Genomic DNA, 18,678 nt, shown 5'->3' on the forward strand with positions numbered 1-18,678 from the left:
CGCATGGTAACGCCGAACGAATTTTTCATCTGAATTAGAAAGGAATCTGATTGTAATGACTTTAAATCCACAGCAAATTAAAAATACCCAAAATGAATTACAGCAAAATTTTGAACTTAGCGGTTTGACGAAGGAACAAGTCGCTAGCGACCTGCACATTAGTCTCACCAAATTAAACCACTTATTTACACTGACACAAAGCTCGCTGAATGACCCCTGGATCTTGCGTAACTACCTTACTAAAAAAGTTGAAGCACTAGGTAAAAAGCCGGTACCTTTCACCGCTCTAGTTGGTGATTGGCACCAGTACTGGTTCTTGGATAGTGGCCTGATTGATGCACGGAAGATGTCGGCTGGGGACGATTAATGATTGATTATTGCTGGATAGATTCTTACTTTAAAATTGCAGTATGCAGTATAATGATGCTGTTTAAAAAACTATTATGGGAAGATGATTTAAATGGTTCAATCCAAACGTCTCGTTGCATTAACACTTAGTGCAGGCATGCTTTTACCAGTCTTTTGTGCCCCACTGACAGCCAGTGCAAAGACAACCTATCTGCCATCGTCAGTTCGCAGTCATACCTGGTACCGGCTGACCGATGGCTCCCAAGGTGGTTTTCATGATAAGACCACGTTTAGGGGCAATCACATGACCGTAAAAAGCTATGGTCATACCTACCATTGGTCACTAACCAGTTTAAAGAAACACAGTAAGTCAACTTATTATGGCCGGCTGCATTATTCGAAGAAATATTCTGAACTGATTAAGGTTAAGGTCATTAGCTCAAAGCACTTTGATTTTATTCCAAAACACTCCTATGGAACTATAGGTAACTACAAGGGCACTGATCGAGTTGGTGCTATCATTTTCAGACGTTAAAATAATAAGAGGAAGCCCCAATGTTTCACATGAAACATTGGGGCTTCCTCTTTGGTTTCTAATTAGTAGCGTTACCCACTAGAATTACAAGAATAATAAGCAGTATAATGTTAAGGCATTGTTTTCATCAGCTTAAATTCAACAATAATTAATCAGCTAGGAGTTTTCTAATGACCAAACCAATGAACAAAGTTTTAAAAGAACAGTTTTTCGTCGATGATCTTTCTGATGATCAAAAAAAGGTCATCACCAATATCAACGACTACATTAAGCAAGGACTCAACAGCAAGACTTCCTCCGTTGCCATCATCGAAGGGGCTGCGGGAACCGGTAAATCAGTTGTTCTGATGGAACTAGTGCGCCAATATATGACGGATAAGCGCTATAAAACTTCGCTGGTAGTCAACCATCCGGAACTCTATAAAGCTTACCGGGAAATGGGTTCAGCCATTCCTAATATGAATGTTGGTACCATTCGCCGACCAACGTCACTCATCAACTACGCGCAAAAGCATCATGAGAAATACGACATTATTTTCGTTGATGAAGCGCATCTGCTTTATTCCAAATCAGAACCCTACGCGCATTATCGCGGCCAAAACCAGCTGACCGATTTAATGAATTTAGCCAAAGTGGTCGTTGTCGTGTACGACTTCGATCAGGTCTTTCAATCAAAGATGTACTGGGACAAGGACCTGCTCTTCAAGACCATTGGTAACCACCCCTACAAACAGTTCAACATGAACTTCCAGTACCGGATGGTTGCTAGTGATGAACAGGTTAAATGGATGAACGATTTAACTGAAGAAAAGCCCATCAAACCGTTCCCCAACAACAGTGATTTCGAATTCAAAGTGTTCGATAAAGCTGGCGAGATGTTTGAAAAAATTAAGGAACAAAACAAGAAATATGGCATGAGCCGCATGGTCGCTACCTCTGGTTTCCCACGAATTGACGGCCGCCATAACGTTGAAATGGACACCTTTAACCTGCCATGGGACGAATGGGATCCGCAGCGGACACCGTGGGCGAAACGTGAAGGCTCCATTACCCAAGTTGGGACTATTTATACCCTGCAAGGCTTCGATTTAAACTACGTCGGCATGGTTATCGGCCCATCATTCGGTTATGACAAAGAAACTGATACGATGACGGTCATTCCCGAAAAGTATTCGCATAAGGAAGTCTTCAAAAAGCGCAAAGACCGGAAGTTTACCCGTGATGAATACAAAGCGTTTATTGCTAATGTTTTGAATGTTCTAATCAAGCGTGGTAAGTATGGACTTTATCTGACTGCTTACGATGATGCTTTGCGGACACGGTTGTTGGAATTAAATAATACAAGTAAGTAGAATTAACCTACTCAACAAATAAAAGCAGACCGGAAATTTCTCGGTCTGCTTTTTTATGAATATTAAGTTAGTTGCCATTGGACGCAAGTCTGTTCAATCTATACCGATACCACCAGTCTGGCACATCCACGGGATAGTTACCCATCGCTTCACCAATGACTCGGATTGCTGGCCAGCTAGTTAATTTCTCTAAGCTCAAAAAGTGATCAAAAAAGGTCTCACCAACACCAACGACTGTTCCGTTTAGGTTCACCCTTACAGGTGCGTTCTCTTCCAACACTGCTTGCCATCCATTTGCATACGACTGACGCTCATCGATTGATAAGGGATGTTCATTCTGCAATACGGACTGAATATCAGCAAAATCGAGTTCACCTAAATGTGAGACTCGGTACAATGCTGACCATTTTTTCGCTTTTGGCAACATTAATGGCACCCGCACTTGCGTAACCCGATTAGTTACACGCTGAGTTAACTGGCAAAACCAGTAAAACCCAACCTGGTCATCTGCCGTTTCACTCCACCATACTCGCAACGGCTCTCCAGCAGCAATGGCTGATTTAAGCTGCTCTATCTGTTTCATAATAGATGTCCGTAATTCATCAGCTGTTTGCCCATCGGTATTATGGCTAGCTTTCAATTGCCAAAATGAGTCCTTAGCACCGCTAAATCGGTGTAAATTCCCAAATTGGGCATCTAACTGCAAACCGATTGTTGGCATTTTTGCTTCATATTTCAACATACCCGCAAAACTTTCGTCAAAAGTTACTTCCACGGCCGTCACCCCTTATCTTATTTTCAGCATCTATTTAACCGGTCGATAGCTGCCGTTAAATGCTTCTCGTCCTTTTTGCGTATACCTAGTCACAAAATCCGTTTTAGCAGCAGTGTAAGCGTCACGGTTATACTTGTACTTTTGTTCTAACTTTAGTTTTAGTTCCCCATACTGCTTCGCTATTTCCGGATTTACTATCAAATAATCGCGAAAATAGAGCTCTCCCCAATCACCAGCTGGTTTAACGTGTAAATGGTACACCTTTTCTGCAAAGCCAGTAGGTAGATACCCTTTATTCAAATCGATTGTTTTTAAACGGTTATTTCTAGCCATGACCAGCCATTTCAATGATTGCAAATCTGAAATGACACTGTCCAGATCATACGAACCAACAAGTTCTAACAAAATATCAACCGTGGGCTTCGCAATTAATTCAGGCACAGACGTACTGCCAATGTGATTAATGCGATAAATAGCCGCACTATGCAAATGTTGGACTATCTTTTGTTTTTCGTCCGCATACCACAGCTGATAATTCGGATTAGGTGCTTTCAACACAATTGGAAATAGCTGCCAAAGCTCATGAAGACTCATTTCTTCTAATTTTTTCATGAAGTAATTCTCCTCACTTATGATACGGACTGCCCTCATTAATCATAAATGCTCGGTAGATCTGCTCCGTAAGTACCAGCCGCATCAGCTGGTGTGGCAGCGTAAACCGCCCAAACGAAATCTGGGTATCCGCACGCTTCAAGACTTCTGTTGCTAAGCCCAGCGAACCACCGATCACAAAGGTAATATCGGAGTGCCCATACGTGGTAAGATCCTTGATTTCCTTGGCAAATTCCTCTGACGAGCGTTCCTTCCCTAAAATGGCCAGTGCATAAACGTATTCGCGGTCTTTAATTTTAGCTAAAATCCGGTCGCCTTCTTTTTGCATCACCTGATCCATCTCAGAATCACTTAAGCTCTCCGGTGCTTTTTCGTCAGGTACTTCCACGATTTGAAATTTGCAAAATCGTGACAGCCGTTTCGCGTATTCAGCAATGCCTTGTTTAAAATATTTCTCCTTTAATTTACCGACTACCACCAATTTAATGTTCATAACTTTCTCCTCATTTTAAGTTGTCCACAAAGTTATCCACAGGCTGATGTGGTTAATTTTGTTCCCTTTGTGGACGGTTATTCGCTTGCTAAAAATAAATATTCATTTTCATTTCACACTGTCTTATAGGGTCTATTGTACCAATGTAAACGCCGTCATAGCAACGTTTTATTAAAATATGATTAACCCCGTTTTTTAGTTATCCACAATCTGTTCATAGTTTTCGAGGCACGCCTGGAGGAAACCGGCAACCACGGTGTTTCTACCAATTTAAATGTTATCCACAAAGTTATCCACAGTTTCTTGTGGATTACTCACACTTCCGAATTTTCCACAACTGTAGCGCTTACTATATTCGACTACTGACAATAGACATACCATTAAAACGGTACTCATCCATCCGTGAATATCGCGAACATTCGTCTTTTTCATCACATACGAAAAGGCTGGCACCTGATTCATCAGGTGCCAGCCTTTGCTTCACATGCACTACTTTTTTGATTATCGATTCAGTTGAGAGGTGGTTTCAGTCAATTTTACCTTCGTTGTCTTCTGATTACCGTTGTGGTAGTAGGTGAGCGTAACCGTATCATCCACCTTGTACTTGTACAACAGATCTCTCAGCGTGGAATTCGTACTGATCTTCTTGCCGTCTAAGGCAGTAATGACATCGTACTTCTTAATGCCGCTGCGACCTGCTGGTGTTGAAGCACTTGGCGTTTCCATGACGACAACCCCGTTTTCAACACTGCTTGGCAGCTTCAAAATTGACTTTTGCTGTGACTTTGAAATTTCCGATAGATCAACGTACTTAATTCCCAATGCCGGTCGAACGATCTTACCGTTCTTGATCAGTTGGTTAATCACCGAAACGACTTCATTACTTGGAATTGCAAAGCCCATTCCTTCAACGCTAGTACCAGAATTGCTGCTAGCGAGTTTCATGGAATTGATCCCAATCACTTGACCGGCAAGGTTGATCAGCGGTCCGCCAGAGTTCCCTGGGTTGATCGCCGCATCCGTTTGAATAACGGTGGCGTTACCCGTTTGCTGGTTAGTGGCTTCATCCGTTGTCGCCACGGTCCGCTTCTTGGCTGAAATAATGCCTTCGGTCAGCGAAGTGGCATATTGGGAACCCAATGGTGAGCCGATTGCCAGCGCGGTTTCACCAACTTTAATGTTATCCGAGTTGCCAAAGCTGGCAACTTTAGAAACTTCCGCGCTGTTAACTTTCAGCACCGCTAAGTCAGTAATGGCATCTTTCCCCACTAACTTGGCGTCGATCTTTTTACCGTTGCTCATGATCACTTCAAGTGCGTTAGAACCGGATACCACGTGGTTATTGGTGACGATATACGCACTGTTGCCAGCCTTTTTATAGATCACACCTGAACCTTCGGAACTGGCTTGCAGTTTACCATCACTCGATGAACTGCTATTTGAGTCATTGCCGCCACCAAAGATGCCAGCCAAACTATTAGAAGATTGGCTTTGTTTTTGCAGATTAATCACTGAGACTACCGAATCCTTCACGTTTGAGAAGGCTTTAGAAGCTTGCGAACTGACATTGACCTTCATATTGCTGGTTGACGCCGTACCGGATTTATTTGAACCGGCTGGGACAGAAGTTGTATCCCGATTACTGATATAGTTAGCACCGCCATAAGCAATACCGCCACCCAGTAGACCAGCGACAAGTGCTGTCACAGCAACCTTGATAAGCAGTCCACGATTATTATTTGATCCTGGTTTTTGTTGATTATCCATACTTCCGCGCAAATCGCGCTTCCCTCCTTGTATGTCATCACAATTGAGGCAAAGTGATGAACACAGATATTTAGGTCGCATGTCGCCCCTAAACTTGCTCAACCTACTTACTTATGCGTTTATTTTACAGACGAGATGTGAAATTTGTTTGAAGCTTTGCTCGTAAAAAGTATAAGCTTTTTCTAAGAAAAGTTTAAGCGTTTAAAGCGCGATCAAGTCGCTAGCCTTTTCCGGATCGGTATCCAATATTTTAAAATCGTGGTTAACCCCAAAATCATGGTCTTCCATGATCGAAGCCACGGTCAGACGGGCCAACGACTTCATGTTGTTTTCCTGACTCAAGTGACCCAGGAAGATCCGTTTGGTGTGATTGCCCAAAACGTCCATCATTGCATCGGCACCCTCTTCATTGCTTAAATGCCCCGTATCGCTGAGAATCCGCTGTTTAAGCGGCCATGAATAGCTGCCCATCCGTAACATTTCAACATCGTGGTTACATTCCATCAAGTACGCATCCGCGTTCTTGATTACACCCTCTACATGGTCCGAAACGTAGCCGGTGTCCGTGAGTACTACAAAGCTCTTTCCCCCGCTGTGAACAGCGTAAAATTGGGGCTCAGCAGCATCGTGAGACACGGTGAAACTCTCAACGTCAAGGTCACCCATACTCAGTACGGAATCCGGCGCAATAATGTTTTTTTGTTCAGTAGAGATTTTACCGATCTTACTAGCCATGGCATCCCAGGTACCTTGATTAGCGTATACATCCATCCCGTAGCGCCGTGCCAATACCCCGACACCCTTACGATGGTCTGAGTGTTCATGCGTCACGAAAAGTGAATCAACATCACTCAAATCGCGACCGATGGATTGCATCAGATTTTCAATTTTTTTACCGCTTAATCCGGCGTCAATTAAGATTTTATGTTCAGCCGTTTCTACATACGTACAGTTCCCCGTACTGCCACTGGCGAGAACACTTACCTTTAAGCCGTCATTTTGCTCTTGCATAAACTGCCCAACTTCCTTTTATTTAAATACAAAAACCCCGCCAACATGGTCATTGGTAGGGTCGTGAATCATCATCCATACTCACTTCTCAATGATTGTTCGTCGTTACTATTACAACGCATTTTGTGCTGAAACGCAATCATTAATCCTGCTGATAAGCGACTATGTGAGGGTAAATATCTCTGAATTAGCATTACTCGTTTGGTTGTTCTCACCCGTCTTGATCACTTCACCGGTATAAGCATTCACCCGCTTTAAGATAACGGAAGATGAGTTGTTGATCTTCACGGCAAATACCCAGGTTGGTAAGAAGACGTATTGTCCACGCGCCGTTAGTAGCCGCGTATAGGCCAAATGCACCCAGGTCACTTTAGCACCATTCGGAATTTCATTATACTGATATAACCAAGTCAACGCCCGTTCATCACTGATGGTCTTAGCAGCCTCCTTGAGGATCTTGACGCCTTCCAAGTAATTTTGACTGTACCCAACCACCCGATGCTGACTGTCTAAATCAAAACGGATCTGACAAAAATGTGAGTAGACTGGCTTTTGTTCAACTCGTTGCACATAAATAATTTCACTGCTGCTGGAGAGCTGCTTACTATAACTGTAATGCTTGCCTTCTGCAACTAACCCAGGATTAGCAACGATTTTGTCTAAAGTTTGCTTAGCTGACCCACTTGTTATCTTAAGCGGTTTTTTAAATTCGCTAACCAGTTCATCGCCACTGAAGCGGATTGACTGCTGCTGTAAGTTAGGCGCAGCCTGCCGCAAAGCATCCCCGTTATTTCCTGAGAAATAGTAGCCTTCATATTTCTGGGTAGTCGGCTTACTATAAGTGATTTGATCTTTGCGCATTTCTTCCAGGATATTATTACTGCCCGCCGCTGTAGAATCACCAACGCTATTACGGTTATACGCCAGAAATAAGAACACGTCCATGGCGATAAAAATTGCTAAGAAAATTAATTGAATTCGCTTAAAATTCACGTCCGACTACCCCCTTTCACTCTTGACCAAGCAGTTTGCGATAGTTCTCCCACTGGTTGCCAATCTTGACGTACCAGGTTGGCGATAAGTTAACTACTTTGGCTAACGATCGGTCACGACTCCACTCATAGCCGAGTTCAATGTCTTGAACCTTGTTAACCTTGATGCCAGCAGCCTTAAGCTGTTTCAGCAGATCGCTAGTCGACATGATCGTGGCCGAACTCTGCACTGGCGGAACCGGTATCTGCAGACTATCCAATGAGAATCGCATGCGGTATGAAGACTGATCCAGTACTTTCATCTGAATGGCACCAAAATTACTCTGATCAAAAACCGGCAGGCCGCCAGCATAAGTGCGGAAAACCGCGGTATCGCTGGATGGGTCATAATCGTAAAAGCGGACACTATCTAGTGGTATTCCGACCATGACCAGCTGTTCATAAACGTGATTCATCGTTTGCAAAAAGCTGCTGCTCTTAACTTGTGAATTATAGTCAGTGAAGTTCACCGTATCCGTCTTTTTATCGACTGTCATGTGCCGGAATCCGTGATCATCGTAATCGGTGCTGTTCTTGTGCCGCTTGATCTGCACATTACTGTTGGCATTAGTGGTCATGATTCGGTTAGCGTAATAGTCTTGGGTCTGCTGCGTTAGCTGATAGCTGTAAGTGCGTAGTTTAACACTCTGCGGATAATCCAAGATGATCTTACCGTTCAGTAACCTAAAGGTAACGGGGTGTTTGACCATGCTATTAGTGGTGCTATTACGCAGCTTCGTTTTATTGTGCTTAAGCGCCACTCGAACAACCCGATAGCCCTGGTCATTTAATAAGTACAGATGACTAGGATCATTGAGCATTAACTGCATGCGGTTAAACTTCTGATTGGGAATTTTGATTTGATTGTTAAACGCCTTGCGAAAGAAATTCACCGAAATAGCAGAATTATAATTCATCAAAATCGTCCCTTTGTGCTTTAACTGCGCAAGGTACTTTTTGGCGTTTCCATGACTGATCGTTTGGGCCTTTTCCGCTGTAAAATGACTCATTCGATCCCGTAAATCAGTCGCCACGTTAACCCGGCTATTGGTCAGCAGTTCCTGCTTGCCTGAATTACTCGTTGAAATAAGCTGCGATGGCAAATAGATATCTTGAAAGGTTGTATTACTGCTGCTATCTGAATTTTTGGTTACTTTAGTTCGGCTGCTCAAGTTGGAATGGGCCGGATTGGTCCACATCATACCTGAGAGTCCAATACTAATGAGCACTGCTGTTACCAGACTAGCTGGCAGCCAAATATTTCTAAGCTTCATCCCAGAGATCATCCCCCTCATCGTAAGGTTCGTATGGCAGTGAAATGTAGAAAGTAGAGCCATGACCTTCACGGCTTTCTACCCAAATCTTGCCACCCAATGACTGGATAACTTCTTTGGAAATTGCCAGACCAAGTCCAGTACCGCCTTGAGCACGTGAACGGGCTTTATCAACCCGGTAGAAACGGTCAAAGACGTGCGGAATATCCGCTCGCGGAATGCCCAATCCCTGATCGGCAATGCTAATGATCACGTTATTGTCAGTTTCCATCAAACGACAAGTAATCACCCCACCATCAGGTGAATACTTAATCGCGTTATTCATGATATTATCAATCACTTGCGTAAAACGGTCCGTATCAATTTCAACCCATAAATCACGCTTAGTAAAGTCCCGTTTAATGGTGTAGTGTTCATCAGACCGGTCTTTTTGCTCATCACTATCAATGATCATATCAAACCGATTCAAAATGTAATTATATAACTCGTTTAAATTAACGAGTTCCAAATTCAACTTTTGCGTACCGGAATCCATTCTGGAAAGGGTCAATAAATCATTGATCATCCGAATCATCCGGTCCGTTTCATCTTGCGTGACCTTCAAGAACTTTGGTGCGATCTTAGGATCTTTCCAAGCGCCGTCGGACAATGCTTCGACGTAAGAACGTACACTAGTCAGCGGCGTCCGCAATTCATGCGACACGTTTGAAACGAATTGTTTCCTATCTTGGTCGATCTTTTGCTGCTCAGTGACATCGTGCAGCACACAGGCTAGTCCGCTGATAAACCCTGATTCACGCTGAATCAGTGAGAAGTAAGCCTGCAAGATCAAGTCGTGATCATCAGTGGAAAAGTCCAGCATAATTTCATCCGGATCTTCCAGTAAATCACGCAAGGTATATTGATCACGAATATTCAAAATATCCAAGACGGACTGACCAATTGCCTGATTAGAATCAACGTCCAAAAATTCTACCGCGGTTTCGTTAATAATGGTGACATTTCCACGTCGGTCAGTGGCAATAACGCCATCAGTCATGTGCGCCAGGACAGAATTCAGCCGCCTTCGCTCAGATTCAGTGGACTCTTGGGCTTCTTCCACACGAACAGAGAGGTTATTAACCGCACTGGCTAACTGACCTAATTCGTCGTTTCCGTATACTTGAACCTGCCCAGAATAATCTCCTCGGGCGATGCGCTGCGTTTGTTCCTTCATTTCTGTAATGGGTACGGTAATTGCCCGGGAAATAACAATTGAGAGAACTAGCCCCATGGCAACCGCAATCACAGCCGCAACCAAATATAGGGCAGTGACTTTACTAATACTGTCATAAACGTTTTCTAGGTTCGCACGAATGTAAACGACCCCAACGGGCGTACTGCTCCCGCTGCTTTGTTTGATCAATGGTGTGACCTTAGTGTAATAATATTGATTTGTTGACGCGTCATACGTCGTTGTTTCACTGCCGGCACTGTTATTATAAATGACCTTTTTAACGGTGTTGTCAGTGGTTTTTTGACCAACAATCTGCTGATTATTAGCCTCATTGGTTCCCCGAATGGTGCCCTTATTGTCGATGACGCGGATCTGCGCGTTCGCCGTGCTAGGAATATTGGCATCAGACAGGAGAATACGGATCTGCCGGTTAGAAGCATCAGTATTCGACCGTGACAGTTGAGTGGTTAAGTTCGTACTGACATAACGTTGCAGCGAAATTTGGCTTTTAAATTGCCGCAAGTTTTGCGTCTCAAGCTGCTGTACAAACACGGCGCCGACAATTTCCAATGTAATAATGAGCATCATCGCGAATACAAACGCGATTTTAAACTGTATCGAATGATACCATTTTAGTTTTCGTTTCACGCTACCGTTTACCCCTTAAACGCCCTAGGACGCGAATAATTAAGCCTGACCAGACTCGCTTTCAGTATTCCGTAAATAATACCCAACACCTCGACGGGTGACTAACCACGTTGGGTGACTGGGATTATCCTCAATTTTTTCACGTAGCCGACGTACAGTAACGTCGACCGTTCTGACATCACCAAAGTAATCATAGCCCCACACCGTCTGCAGCAAGTGTTCACGGGTCATGACTTGGCCAACATGCTGTGCTAAATAGTGCAGTAACTCGAATTCACGGTGAGTTAATTCAATGTTTTGGCCCCGTTTGGTGACCGAATAAGCGTCTGGATGAATAACCAGATCGCCAATTTCAATGTCCTTGTTTTCCTCTTCTTCGGGCTGAGCCGCGTTGACCGTATTTTGCCGACGCAAATTAGCCTTAACTCTAGCGACCAGTTCACGGTTAGAAAACGGTTTGGTGACATAGTCGTCCGCGCCTAGTTCCAAACCTAGAACCTTGTCCAGTTCGGAGTCTTTAGCAGTCACCATGATGATCGGCATATCGTGTTTCATCCGTACCTGACGGGCAACTTCCAGTCCATCGATCTTAGGCAGCATTAAGTCCAGAATAATTAAATCCGGGTTAGCTTCTTCAACTTGTTTAAGTGCTTCTTCACCATCATGGGCGACGACCACTTCGTATCCTTCTTTAGTTAGGTTAAATTTTACAATATCAGTAATTGGTTTTTCATCATCGACAACGAGAATAACTTTTTTCATCTGAACATGTCCTCCTTCAGATAACGATTCGTTCAAGTATAATAGTTTTTATTTTAGGTGCTTTTCGGTCATTCCAACGCAGTAGCACGGGCCGCGCAGGATCTTACAAGTAGGTGGCAGGTACATTTTAGATCATACCTGCACAAGGTTTATTATATCACAGTATTTTACATTACGCGAAAGGCCAAATCTAGCGCGCATCATAGGTTTATCGGGTTAAATCACCAAATTGGTTGTATAATACAATCATCTGGCTGAAACCCGGCCAATTTCGGCAGCTTATTCATCTTTTTAAATATTCTGCCACTTTTTTGCAAAAAATAGTTGCCAATCACTTTTTATCATGATATATTAGTAAACGTTGATTAAGACAGGTGCTTGATCACAGGCTTCAAACAAGCCGTTATGGGCAGTTAGCTCAGCTGGCAGAGCAACGGACTCTTAATCCGTGGGTCCAGGGTTCGATCCCCTGACTGCCCATCACAAGCAACACACCACTAATCAGTTTCCACGATGCTGTAAATCGCCGTGGTTGCTGATTTTTTTATTCTCACTGAAAAGAGTATTCGTTAATAACGGGTACTCTTTTTATTTGTGCTATCAATGTTTTTTATAAAACGACAAAAGTAACTGACCGTCAAAATATATAAATTAGACTGTCTCCCCTATATCTCAGTACTATTGGATAAGTATCATGTGACAAATTAACGGTTTAGTATCTAAAATTTTTTATATCTTTCTTTTTCATCCTTATAATACTATAATCAAATCAATTGTTTCTATCCATCTCTAAGGGAGGTCATTATTAATGATGAAAAGCGTTTGGAAAAAGGCAGCAACAGTTGTATTGGGGGCTTCATTAGTCGGCGGTGTGCTTGTGGAAGTGCCGAATGCGTTGACAACTACGCAGGCACAGGCATCAGTCAAAATTTCGTATTCACAATATCAAAGTGACATTAGCGGTATCAAGGGTGCTTTAGGAAAGGCGCCAACAGGTACTCAAAGTTATGTTGCTGATGCACTTCCCAAGCCAAATGATAAAGAAGCCTATCAACCAATGGGTAGCTTTGATTATTATCTAGGCAACCTGGCATCAGCCGCTCAATCGAATACTGATACCAAGGAACAGGCAGCTGAAAATCTAAGTGCACTGGTTGCAACGTATAACGTCTTCAAAAACCGGTTAACTTCAGGTGAACAGAGTCAGTTGGAGTCAATGGCCAATAAAATCAACGGAGAAATTGCAACTTCCAATGTTGCTACCGGTTATTGGGATATTGGGAATGATCTGAGTGGCTTTGGCACCACATTACAAAGTGCCGTACTAAACTATGGGAACAACTATGACGGTGTTGGTTCTAAGCCAACTAAGAAGACAAGCTACATTTCCAAACTATCTGTTAAGAAGGCCTCAAAGAAGTACGTTAAAGTCACTGGTTCAGCTAAACTTTACAAGAGTGCTAAATACGCCCGCGTTCACACCTACAAGGGCAACAAATACACGAAGTTGAGCAGCAAACACACCTTCAGCAAGTCCGTCTACGCACCAAAAGCGAAAACTGTGAAGGTTACGGTTGGTAACTACAGCCACGGTCACTTTTCTTCGGTAACCAGTACTAAAACAGTTCACGTTAAATAAGCTTAGAGCAGTTCTCTAAAGAGCACCAAGAGATTAAAATTAATCCCTTGGTGTTTTTATTTATACCGTTACTATTTTTTATAAAAAGTATTAATCAACAGGATATGAAGATTGAGCCGTCTCTCCTAGATACCAGTATCATTGGATAACATCATGTGACAAATTAACGGTTTAGTATCTAAAATATTTTATATCTTTCTTTTTCATCCTTATAATACTATAATCAAATCAATTGTTTCTATCCATCTCTAAGGGAGGTCATTATTAATGACGAAAAGCGTTTGGAAAAAGGCAGCAACAGTTGTATTGGGGGCTTCATTAGTCGGCGGTGTGCTTGTGGAATTACCTAATCCGTTAACTACTACACAGGCACAAGCAGCAACAACATCAATTTCATATTCTGATTTTAAAGATGATGAAAACGCGGCTAAAGAAGCCGTGAAGTTAGGGAGTCCATCAGTACAAAAAATCGTTAACTCCAAATTTTTTGCTAATATGGAAAAAGACCCTGTGAGCGCCTATAATGTCTACAAACCATATTCGTTTACCGCAGTAATGAGTGCATTAGGAAATGATGGCGCAAAAAACTATGATTCCAAAGGAAATTTAGCAGGAAATTCAAGTAAAGACTGGGCTGCTATGCAGTCATTAAGCGATCACTTTTCAGGAAGATTTAGTTCAAATACTCAAGCAGGTGTACAATCTGCTTATCAGGCTGTCATAGATCATAATGGTAAAAATGATGGTGAGAAAGACTACGGATTGGCGGGATATGCAATCGACTTTCAAGATAGTTTTCAAACAACATTTGACGTAAAGAAAATTACTGGAATGCCAGCGTCAACTAAAAAAAGCTACATTTCCAAACTATCTGTTAAGAAGACCTCGAAGAAGTACGTTAAAGTCACTGGTTCAGCTAAACTTTACAAGAGTGCTAAATACGCCCGCGTTCACACCTACAAGGGCAACAAATACACGAAGTTGAGCAGCAAACACACCTTCAGCAAGTCCGTCTACGCACCAAAGGCGAAGACTGTGAAGGTCACGGTTGGTAACTACAGCCACGGTCACTTTTCTTCGGTAACCAGTACTAAAACAGTTCATGTTAAATAAGCTGCAATGAACGTTTAAATAGCGTTTAAATTCAACACCAAAAGCACCGAGAGATTAACTCCCTCGGTGCTTTTTTGCTTCCTAAATTCGGGTGATGATCCCAATTTACCAGCCAATCACTACTTAAACCGGCGGCCCAAAATATCCAAACTGCGTAATTGTCCGGCCATATCAGCAACGTCTGGCAAGTGGCCCCAGGTTTCAAAACCATTTTTCTTAAACAACCCAATACTGGGGAGATTATGATGGAAAATAAAGGCGACCAGTGTGTCGATATCCAACGTTTTTAACTGCGAGAAGACGTAGTTTAACGCCGTTTGTCCCAGGCCGCGGTGGCGGTAATTTTCATCAATATAAATACTGATTTCCGTTGTGTGCACATACGCCGGACGGCCGTAAAACGACTCCAGACTCACCCAGCCGGCGGTGGCATCCCCGTCCTTCATGACCCAAATCGGCCGTGAATGCGGGTCAAATTGATCAAACCAGGCCTGCTTCGAGGCCACCGAAACCGGCTTCAGATCAGCGGTGGCTAAGCGGCTGGGGATGATTTGGTTATAAATTGCGGTAATGGTTGGTAAATCAGCTTCAGTTGCGTATTTAAAGGTAATACTCATAGTTAGGCTCACTTTCAAAATTTCTATGAATATCATACGCTTTTCCTGTTCTGAGTACCACTTCACATCGCGGTGTTATTTAACGGGTGGGTCAGCAATTGTGATCACGATCTTGCCGTGAGCATGGTGTGATTCACTGCGTAAATGAGCCGCACGCAGCCCTGCCGTAGTGAGCGGGTACTCGCTATCAATAATCACCTTGACCTTCCCCTCGGCAACCAATTCAGCCACCGCTGCTGTATCCTTACCATTGGGGTGCATCCGCCAGTGTTTAGCTGACGGCCGACCGTTCTGCTGGGCAGCTGTTGGCTGACCGGCGATACTGATCAGGTGTCCAGCTGGCTTTAAGATCGACAGCCCATTGTCAATATCATCCATCGTGTCAAACACCCCATCGTAATCATGTAAAACGTCGGTATACTTAGTCTGATGGTAATCAATCACTTCATCAGCACCTAAGGAACGCAGTAATGCATGATTCTCTGCACTGGCCGTAGTCGCGACGTAGGCACCTCTAGCTTTGGCAATCTGAACTGCAAACAAACCAACGCCGCCGGCACCACCTTGAACAAGCACTTTATCACCCTTACCAACGGCTAATTGCTGAACGATCACTTGATAGGCAATCGTGCCAGCCAATGGAATGGCCGCACCCTCTTCAAACGAAATAGCCGCTGGTTTCAATGCTAACTTGTCTTCTCTAACCGCCACATACTCCGCATACGTACCAGGGTTATCCGGTCTAGCAATCACTGCATCACCGACTTTAAACTGCCGAACGTTTGACCCTACTTTAGCGATGACACCAGAAACGTCCGTACCTAGTACCAGCGGGAACCCCCGACCCGACCGTGTTCCGTTTCGGGTACGCCAATCAATGGGATTCACACTCGTTGCAACCATTTTTACCAACACCTCATCCGGCCCAATAGTTGGTACCGGTAATTCCGCTTCATGAAGCTCCTGAGCATCACCGAAACGATCAATGACAATTGCTTTCATCACTTCCAACCCTCTTTCGCAAAGTCCTGTGATTTAATTTCGCGCACAATATAGGCCGATTCAGGCCGAAACGCAAGCATTTCAAACCGCAAGTTCAGACACCAAAAAAACGCTGATATTACCCATTTAAGTGGGTAATATCAGCGTTTTTTATATGTGTGGGTGTGTATCTATGTGTTTGCTATGTGTCGTTTTTAACTCATCTTTTAAATTTTTCTACCATATATACTATGTGTAATGAAATATGTGTGCCGTTACTATGTGTTGGTGATTAAACTTCGACTTTTTTGTCGATGGCTTCCTTGATGGCATTGCCTAACCGTTCAATCCCGGTAACGATTTTATCGTCTTGCATGTTGGAATAGTTCAAACGGAAGGTCCCAGGAATCACTTTATCAGCATAGAATGGTTCGCCAGGAACAAAGGCCACGTCATGGTCAATGCAGGTATTAAAGAGCGACTGGGTATCTACGCCAGGAACTTCGACCCAGATGAACAGCCCGCCTTCTGGATGACTGTAACGGGCATCCTTAGGGAAGTACTTCTTGATGGCATCCATCATTAAGCCCTCACGGCGGCGGTAAACGTCACGGATCTTGGCAATGTGGTCATCAATATTGTATTCCGCCATGTACTTAGCAATGATATGCTGGGTCAAATTATCGGAATGAACGTCCACCGTCTGCTTCATTAACGTAAACTTCTTAACCAGTGTCTTTTCGGCAACGATCCAGCCGATCCGAAGACCTGGTGCTAAGATCTTGGAGAAGGTACTCATGTAAATGACCCGTTCATCATGTTCAAAGGTCTTGACTGGTGCCACATCCTTACCGGCGAAGCGGATGGCACCATACGGATCATCCTCGAGGATCATGATATTGTACTTATCGGCAATTTCAATCATCTTTTGACGACGATCAGCGGTCATTGTCCGGCCGGTCGGGTTTTGGAAACTTGGTACCGTATAGATAAATTTAGTGTTGGGATTATCTTTAACGGCCTGCTCTAAGGCGTCCATCTTCATGCCGTCATCATCCATCGGCACGCCGACCATGTGAGCGCCATAACTGCGGAATACATCCAGGGCACAAAGGTAAGTTGGCTGTTCTACGATAACGGTGTCTCCAGGGTTAACAAAGAGCTTGGCGGTTAAATCGATCGACTGCTGTGAACCGGTGGTGATCATAATGTTATCAATATCGCACTTGATACCTGAACGGTTCATCCGCTTAGCAATCTGCTCACGTAATTTCGGATAACCAGCTGCAATGCTGTATTGTAAGGCTTCGCGGCCGGATTCATCGTACACCTCGTTAGTGACTTTCTTGAGGTCTTCAACTGGGAACAACTCTGGTGCGGGTAAGCCGCCCGCAAAGGAAATCACCTTTGGATCCCCTGCCACCTTTAAAATATTGCCAACTGGGTCTTCATCGCTTTCAGGTATGTTGTTTGCAAATTGATATTTCATTATGCTTCCACCTCTGCTTTTTTGTCCGCCACGTTTTCTTGTGGTTTGTGATACTTACGCATCATTTCTGCCATATGAACTTCTTCAACAACAAATTCATGAACCCGGCAAACGTAGTCGTGTTCGCGGCCGATCTTGGCAATGTAGCCGTTGATGTAATCCACTTCAGTAGGACGACCCTTTGAGAAGTCTTGATACATTGATGGGTAATGGTACTTGTAAGCTTGGCTCACTGGAATAACCGAATCGATTTCTTCTTGACGGCTTTCAATGAGTCGAATACCGGCGCGTTCGCAAGCGTCAAAGGCTTCGTTGAAAAGCGTGGTGGCCATCCGGGTAACACCCTCGTATTCGATAAACTGACCCATTTGCATTTCAAACATCGTGCAAAGGGTGTTGGTCACGGCGTTGAAGACGACCTTTGACATGCACATGCCCTTCCATTCGTCCACCATTACGGGACCCATCTTAGCTTTGGTAAAGTCGTCGAAAATGGCTTGAGTGGTCTCATCGGCCGGCTTATTGTTGTAAGGTGCCATATGCATCACTTCACTGTTAACGGGGCCCATGAAATCAACGTTTGCTGGTCCATCCATCCGGGTCGCGATCATCGCGGTACCACAGACAATTTGATCTTTAGGGAAGTACTTTTCAATTTTTTCGAAGTGGCCCATGCCGTTCATAGCTGAAAAGACGTATTGGTCATCGTGGAAAATACCGGCTTTACTATCACGTTCGAGTTCTTCGGCTAATTGCATCTGCTTCTTGAAGATGATCCAAACATCTGGATGACCGGTATATTCTTCTGGGTAGTACATGTTGATCGGGATGATCCGACGATTCTTGTGGTCGCGGGCAACTGAAACGCCGCCTTGTTCACGAACTTTTTCAACGTTTGGTTCCCAGGTATCGATGAAGTCAACATCGACACCAGCGTTTTCCTGAAGCATGACACCGTAACGATAACCCATTGCACCTGCACCAATAATTCCGTATTTCATGACAACCACTCCTT

Annotated in this window: 18 protein-coding genes and 1 tRNA gene; 6 read left to right on the forward strand and 13 right to left on the reverse strand. The window is 43.8% G+C overall.

Features of this window, described 5'->3' with window-relative positions; translation table 11 throughout:
- The first annotated feature begins 55 nt into the window (after nt 1–55).
- From CES81_RS01640 to CES81_RS01650, 3 genes are all read left to right on the forward strand, one after another.
- Entirely contained in the window at nt 56–367 is a 312-nt protein-coding gene (locus CES81_RS01640) for a DUF2316 family protein (protein ID WP_089120428.1), read from the forward strand.
- A 93-nt stretch (nt 368–460) separates the two neighbouring features.
- Nucleotides 461–883, forward strand: coding sequence for a hypothetical protein (locus CES81_RS01645; protein WP_089120429.1), 423 nt, complete (start codon nt 461–463; stop codon nt 881–883).
- A gap of 182 nt (nt 884–1,065) precedes the next feature.
- The gene (locus tag CES81_RS01650; RefSeq protein WP_089120468.1) at nt 1,066–2,235 is read left to right on the forward strand and encodes a DUF2075 domain-containing protein; all 1,170 of its coding nucleotides are present in this window, start codon (nt 1,066–1,068) and stop codon (nt 2,233–2,235) included.
- 67 nt (nt 2,236–2,302) lie between these two features.
- Here CES81_RS01650 and CES81_RS01655 read toward each other — a convergent pair whose 3' ends face one another.
- The 9 genes from CES81_RS01655 to yycF form a co-directional block, all read right to left on the reverse strand.
- The gene (locus CES81_RS01655) at nt 2,303–3,010 is read right to left on the reverse strand and encodes a DUF3658 domain-containing protein (protein ID WP_089120430.1); all 708 of its coding nucleotides are present in this window, start codon (nt 3,008–3,010) and stop codon (nt 2,303–2,305) included.
- Nucleotides 3,011–3,040: 30 nt separating this feature from the next.
- Nucleotides 3,041–3,622: a GrpB family protein gene (locus tag CES81_RS01660; protein ID WP_089120431.1), complete on the reverse strand. Its 582-nt coding sequence runs from the start codon at nt 3,620–3,622 to the stop codon at nt 3,041–3,043.
- Nucleotides 3,623–3,635: 13 nt separating this feature from the next.
- Nucleotides 3,636–4,115, reverse strand: coding sequence for a 23S rRNA (pseudouridine(1915)-N(3))-methyltransferase RlmH (gene rlmH / locus CES81_RS01665; RefSeq protein ID WP_089120432.1), 480 nt, complete (start codon nt 4,113–4,115; stop codon nt 3,636–3,638).
- 501 nt (nt 4,116–4,616) lie between these two features.
- Entirely contained in the window at nt 4,617–5,882 is a 1,266-nt protein-coding gene (locus CES81_RS01670) for a S1C family serine protease (protein WP_089120433.1), read from the reverse strand.
- A 201-nt stretch (nt 5,883–6,083) separates the two neighbouring features.
- A complete protein-coding gene (locus tag CES81_RS01675; RefSeq protein WP_089120434.1) occupies nt 6,084–6,893 on the reverse strand; it encodes an MBL fold metallo-hydrolase in 810 nt (269 codons plus the stop codon).
- A gap of 162 nt (nt 6,894–7,055) precedes the next feature.
- Nucleotides 7,056–7,886, reverse strand: coding sequence for a two-component system regulatory protein YycI (locus CES81_RS01680; RefSeq protein WP_089120435.1), 831 nt, complete (start codon nt 7,884–7,886; stop codon nt 7,056–7,058).
- 16 nt (nt 7,887–7,902) lie between these two features.
- Nucleotides 7,903–9,198, reverse strand: a complete 1,296-nt coding sequence (locus CES81_RS01685; protein WP_089120436.1) for a YycH family regulatory protein — start codon at nt 9,196–9,198, stop codon at nt 7,903–7,905.
- Nucleotides 9,188–11,002, reverse strand: a complete 1,815-nt coding sequence (walK, locus tag CES81_RS01690) for a cell wall metabolism sensor histidine kinase WalK (protein ID WP_439951265.1) — start codon at nt 11,000–11,002, stop codon at nt 9,188–9,190. The genes CES81_RS01685 and walK overlap by 11 nt, the downstream gene beginning before the upstream one ends.
- Before the next feature lie 99 nt (nt 11,003–11,101).
- Entirely contained in the window at nt 11,102–11,824 is a 723-nt protein-coding gene (gene yycF, locus CES81_RS01695) for a response regulator YycF (protein WP_089088088.1), read from the reverse strand.
- A 407-nt stretch (nt 11,825–12,231) separates the two neighbouring features.
- Between yycF and CES81_RS01700 the strand changes: the two genes are divergently transcribed.
- The 3 genes from CES81_RS01700 to CES81_RS01710 all read left to right on the forward strand — a co-directional run bounded on the left by CES81_RS01700 (nt 12,232) and on the right by CES81_RS01710 (nt 14,576).
- A tRNA-Lys gene (locus CES81_RS01700) sits at nt 12,232–12,304 on the forward strand.
- A gap of 328 nt (nt 12,305–12,632) precedes the next feature.
- A complete protein-coding gene (locus tag CES81_RS01705; RefSeq protein ID WP_089120437.1) occupies nt 12,633–13,463 on the forward strand; it encodes a hypothetical protein in 831 nt (276 codons plus the stop codon).
- Between the two features lie 267 nt (nt 13,464–13,730).
- The gene (locus tag CES81_RS01710; RefSeq protein ID WP_089120438.1) at nt 13,731–14,576 is read left to right on the forward strand and encodes a hypothetical protein; all 846 of its coding nucleotides are present in this window, start codon (nt 13,731–13,733) and stop codon (nt 14,574–14,576) included.
- Nucleotides 14,577–14,695: 119 nt separating this feature from the next.
- On the opposite strand, the gene CES81_RS01715 is transcribed toward CES81_RS01710, so the two are convergent.
- From CES81_RS01715 to CES81_RS01730, 4 genes are all read right to left on the reverse strand, one after another.
- Complete coding sequence (locus CES81_RS01715; protein ID WP_089120439.1) at nt 14,696–15,193, reverse strand: GNAT family N-acetyltransferase; 498 nt, start codon at nt 15,191–15,193, stop codon at nt 14,696–14,698.
- 75 nt (nt 15,194–15,268) lie between these two features.
- Nucleotides 15,269–16,195, reverse strand: coding sequence for an NADP-dependent oxidoreductase (locus tag CES81_RS01720; protein ID WP_089120440.1), 927 nt, complete (start codon nt 16,193–16,195; stop codon nt 15,269–15,271).
- Nucleotides 16,196–16,466: 271 nt separating this feature from the next.
- Nucleotides 16,467–17,663: an aminotransferase-like domain-containing protein gene (locus CES81_RS01725; protein WP_089120441.1), complete on the reverse strand. Its 1,197-nt coding sequence runs from the start codon at nt 17,661–17,663 to the stop codon at nt 16,467–16,469.
- Nucleotides 17,663–18,664, reverse strand: a complete 1,002-nt coding sequence (locus CES81_RS01730) for a ketopantoate reductase family protein (protein WP_089088093.1) — start codon at nt 18,662–18,664, stop codon at nt 17,663–17,665. The genes CES81_RS01725 and CES81_RS01730 overlap by 1 nt, the downstream gene beginning before the upstream one ends.
- Nucleotides 18,665–18,678 lie beyond the last annotated feature (14 nt).

Source organism: Secundilactobacillus pentosiphilus, from assembly GCF_002217985.1.
Classification (GTDB): domain Bacteria; phylum Bacillota; class Bacilli; order Lactobacillales; family Lactobacillaceae; genus Secundilactobacillus; species Secundilactobacillus pentosiphilus.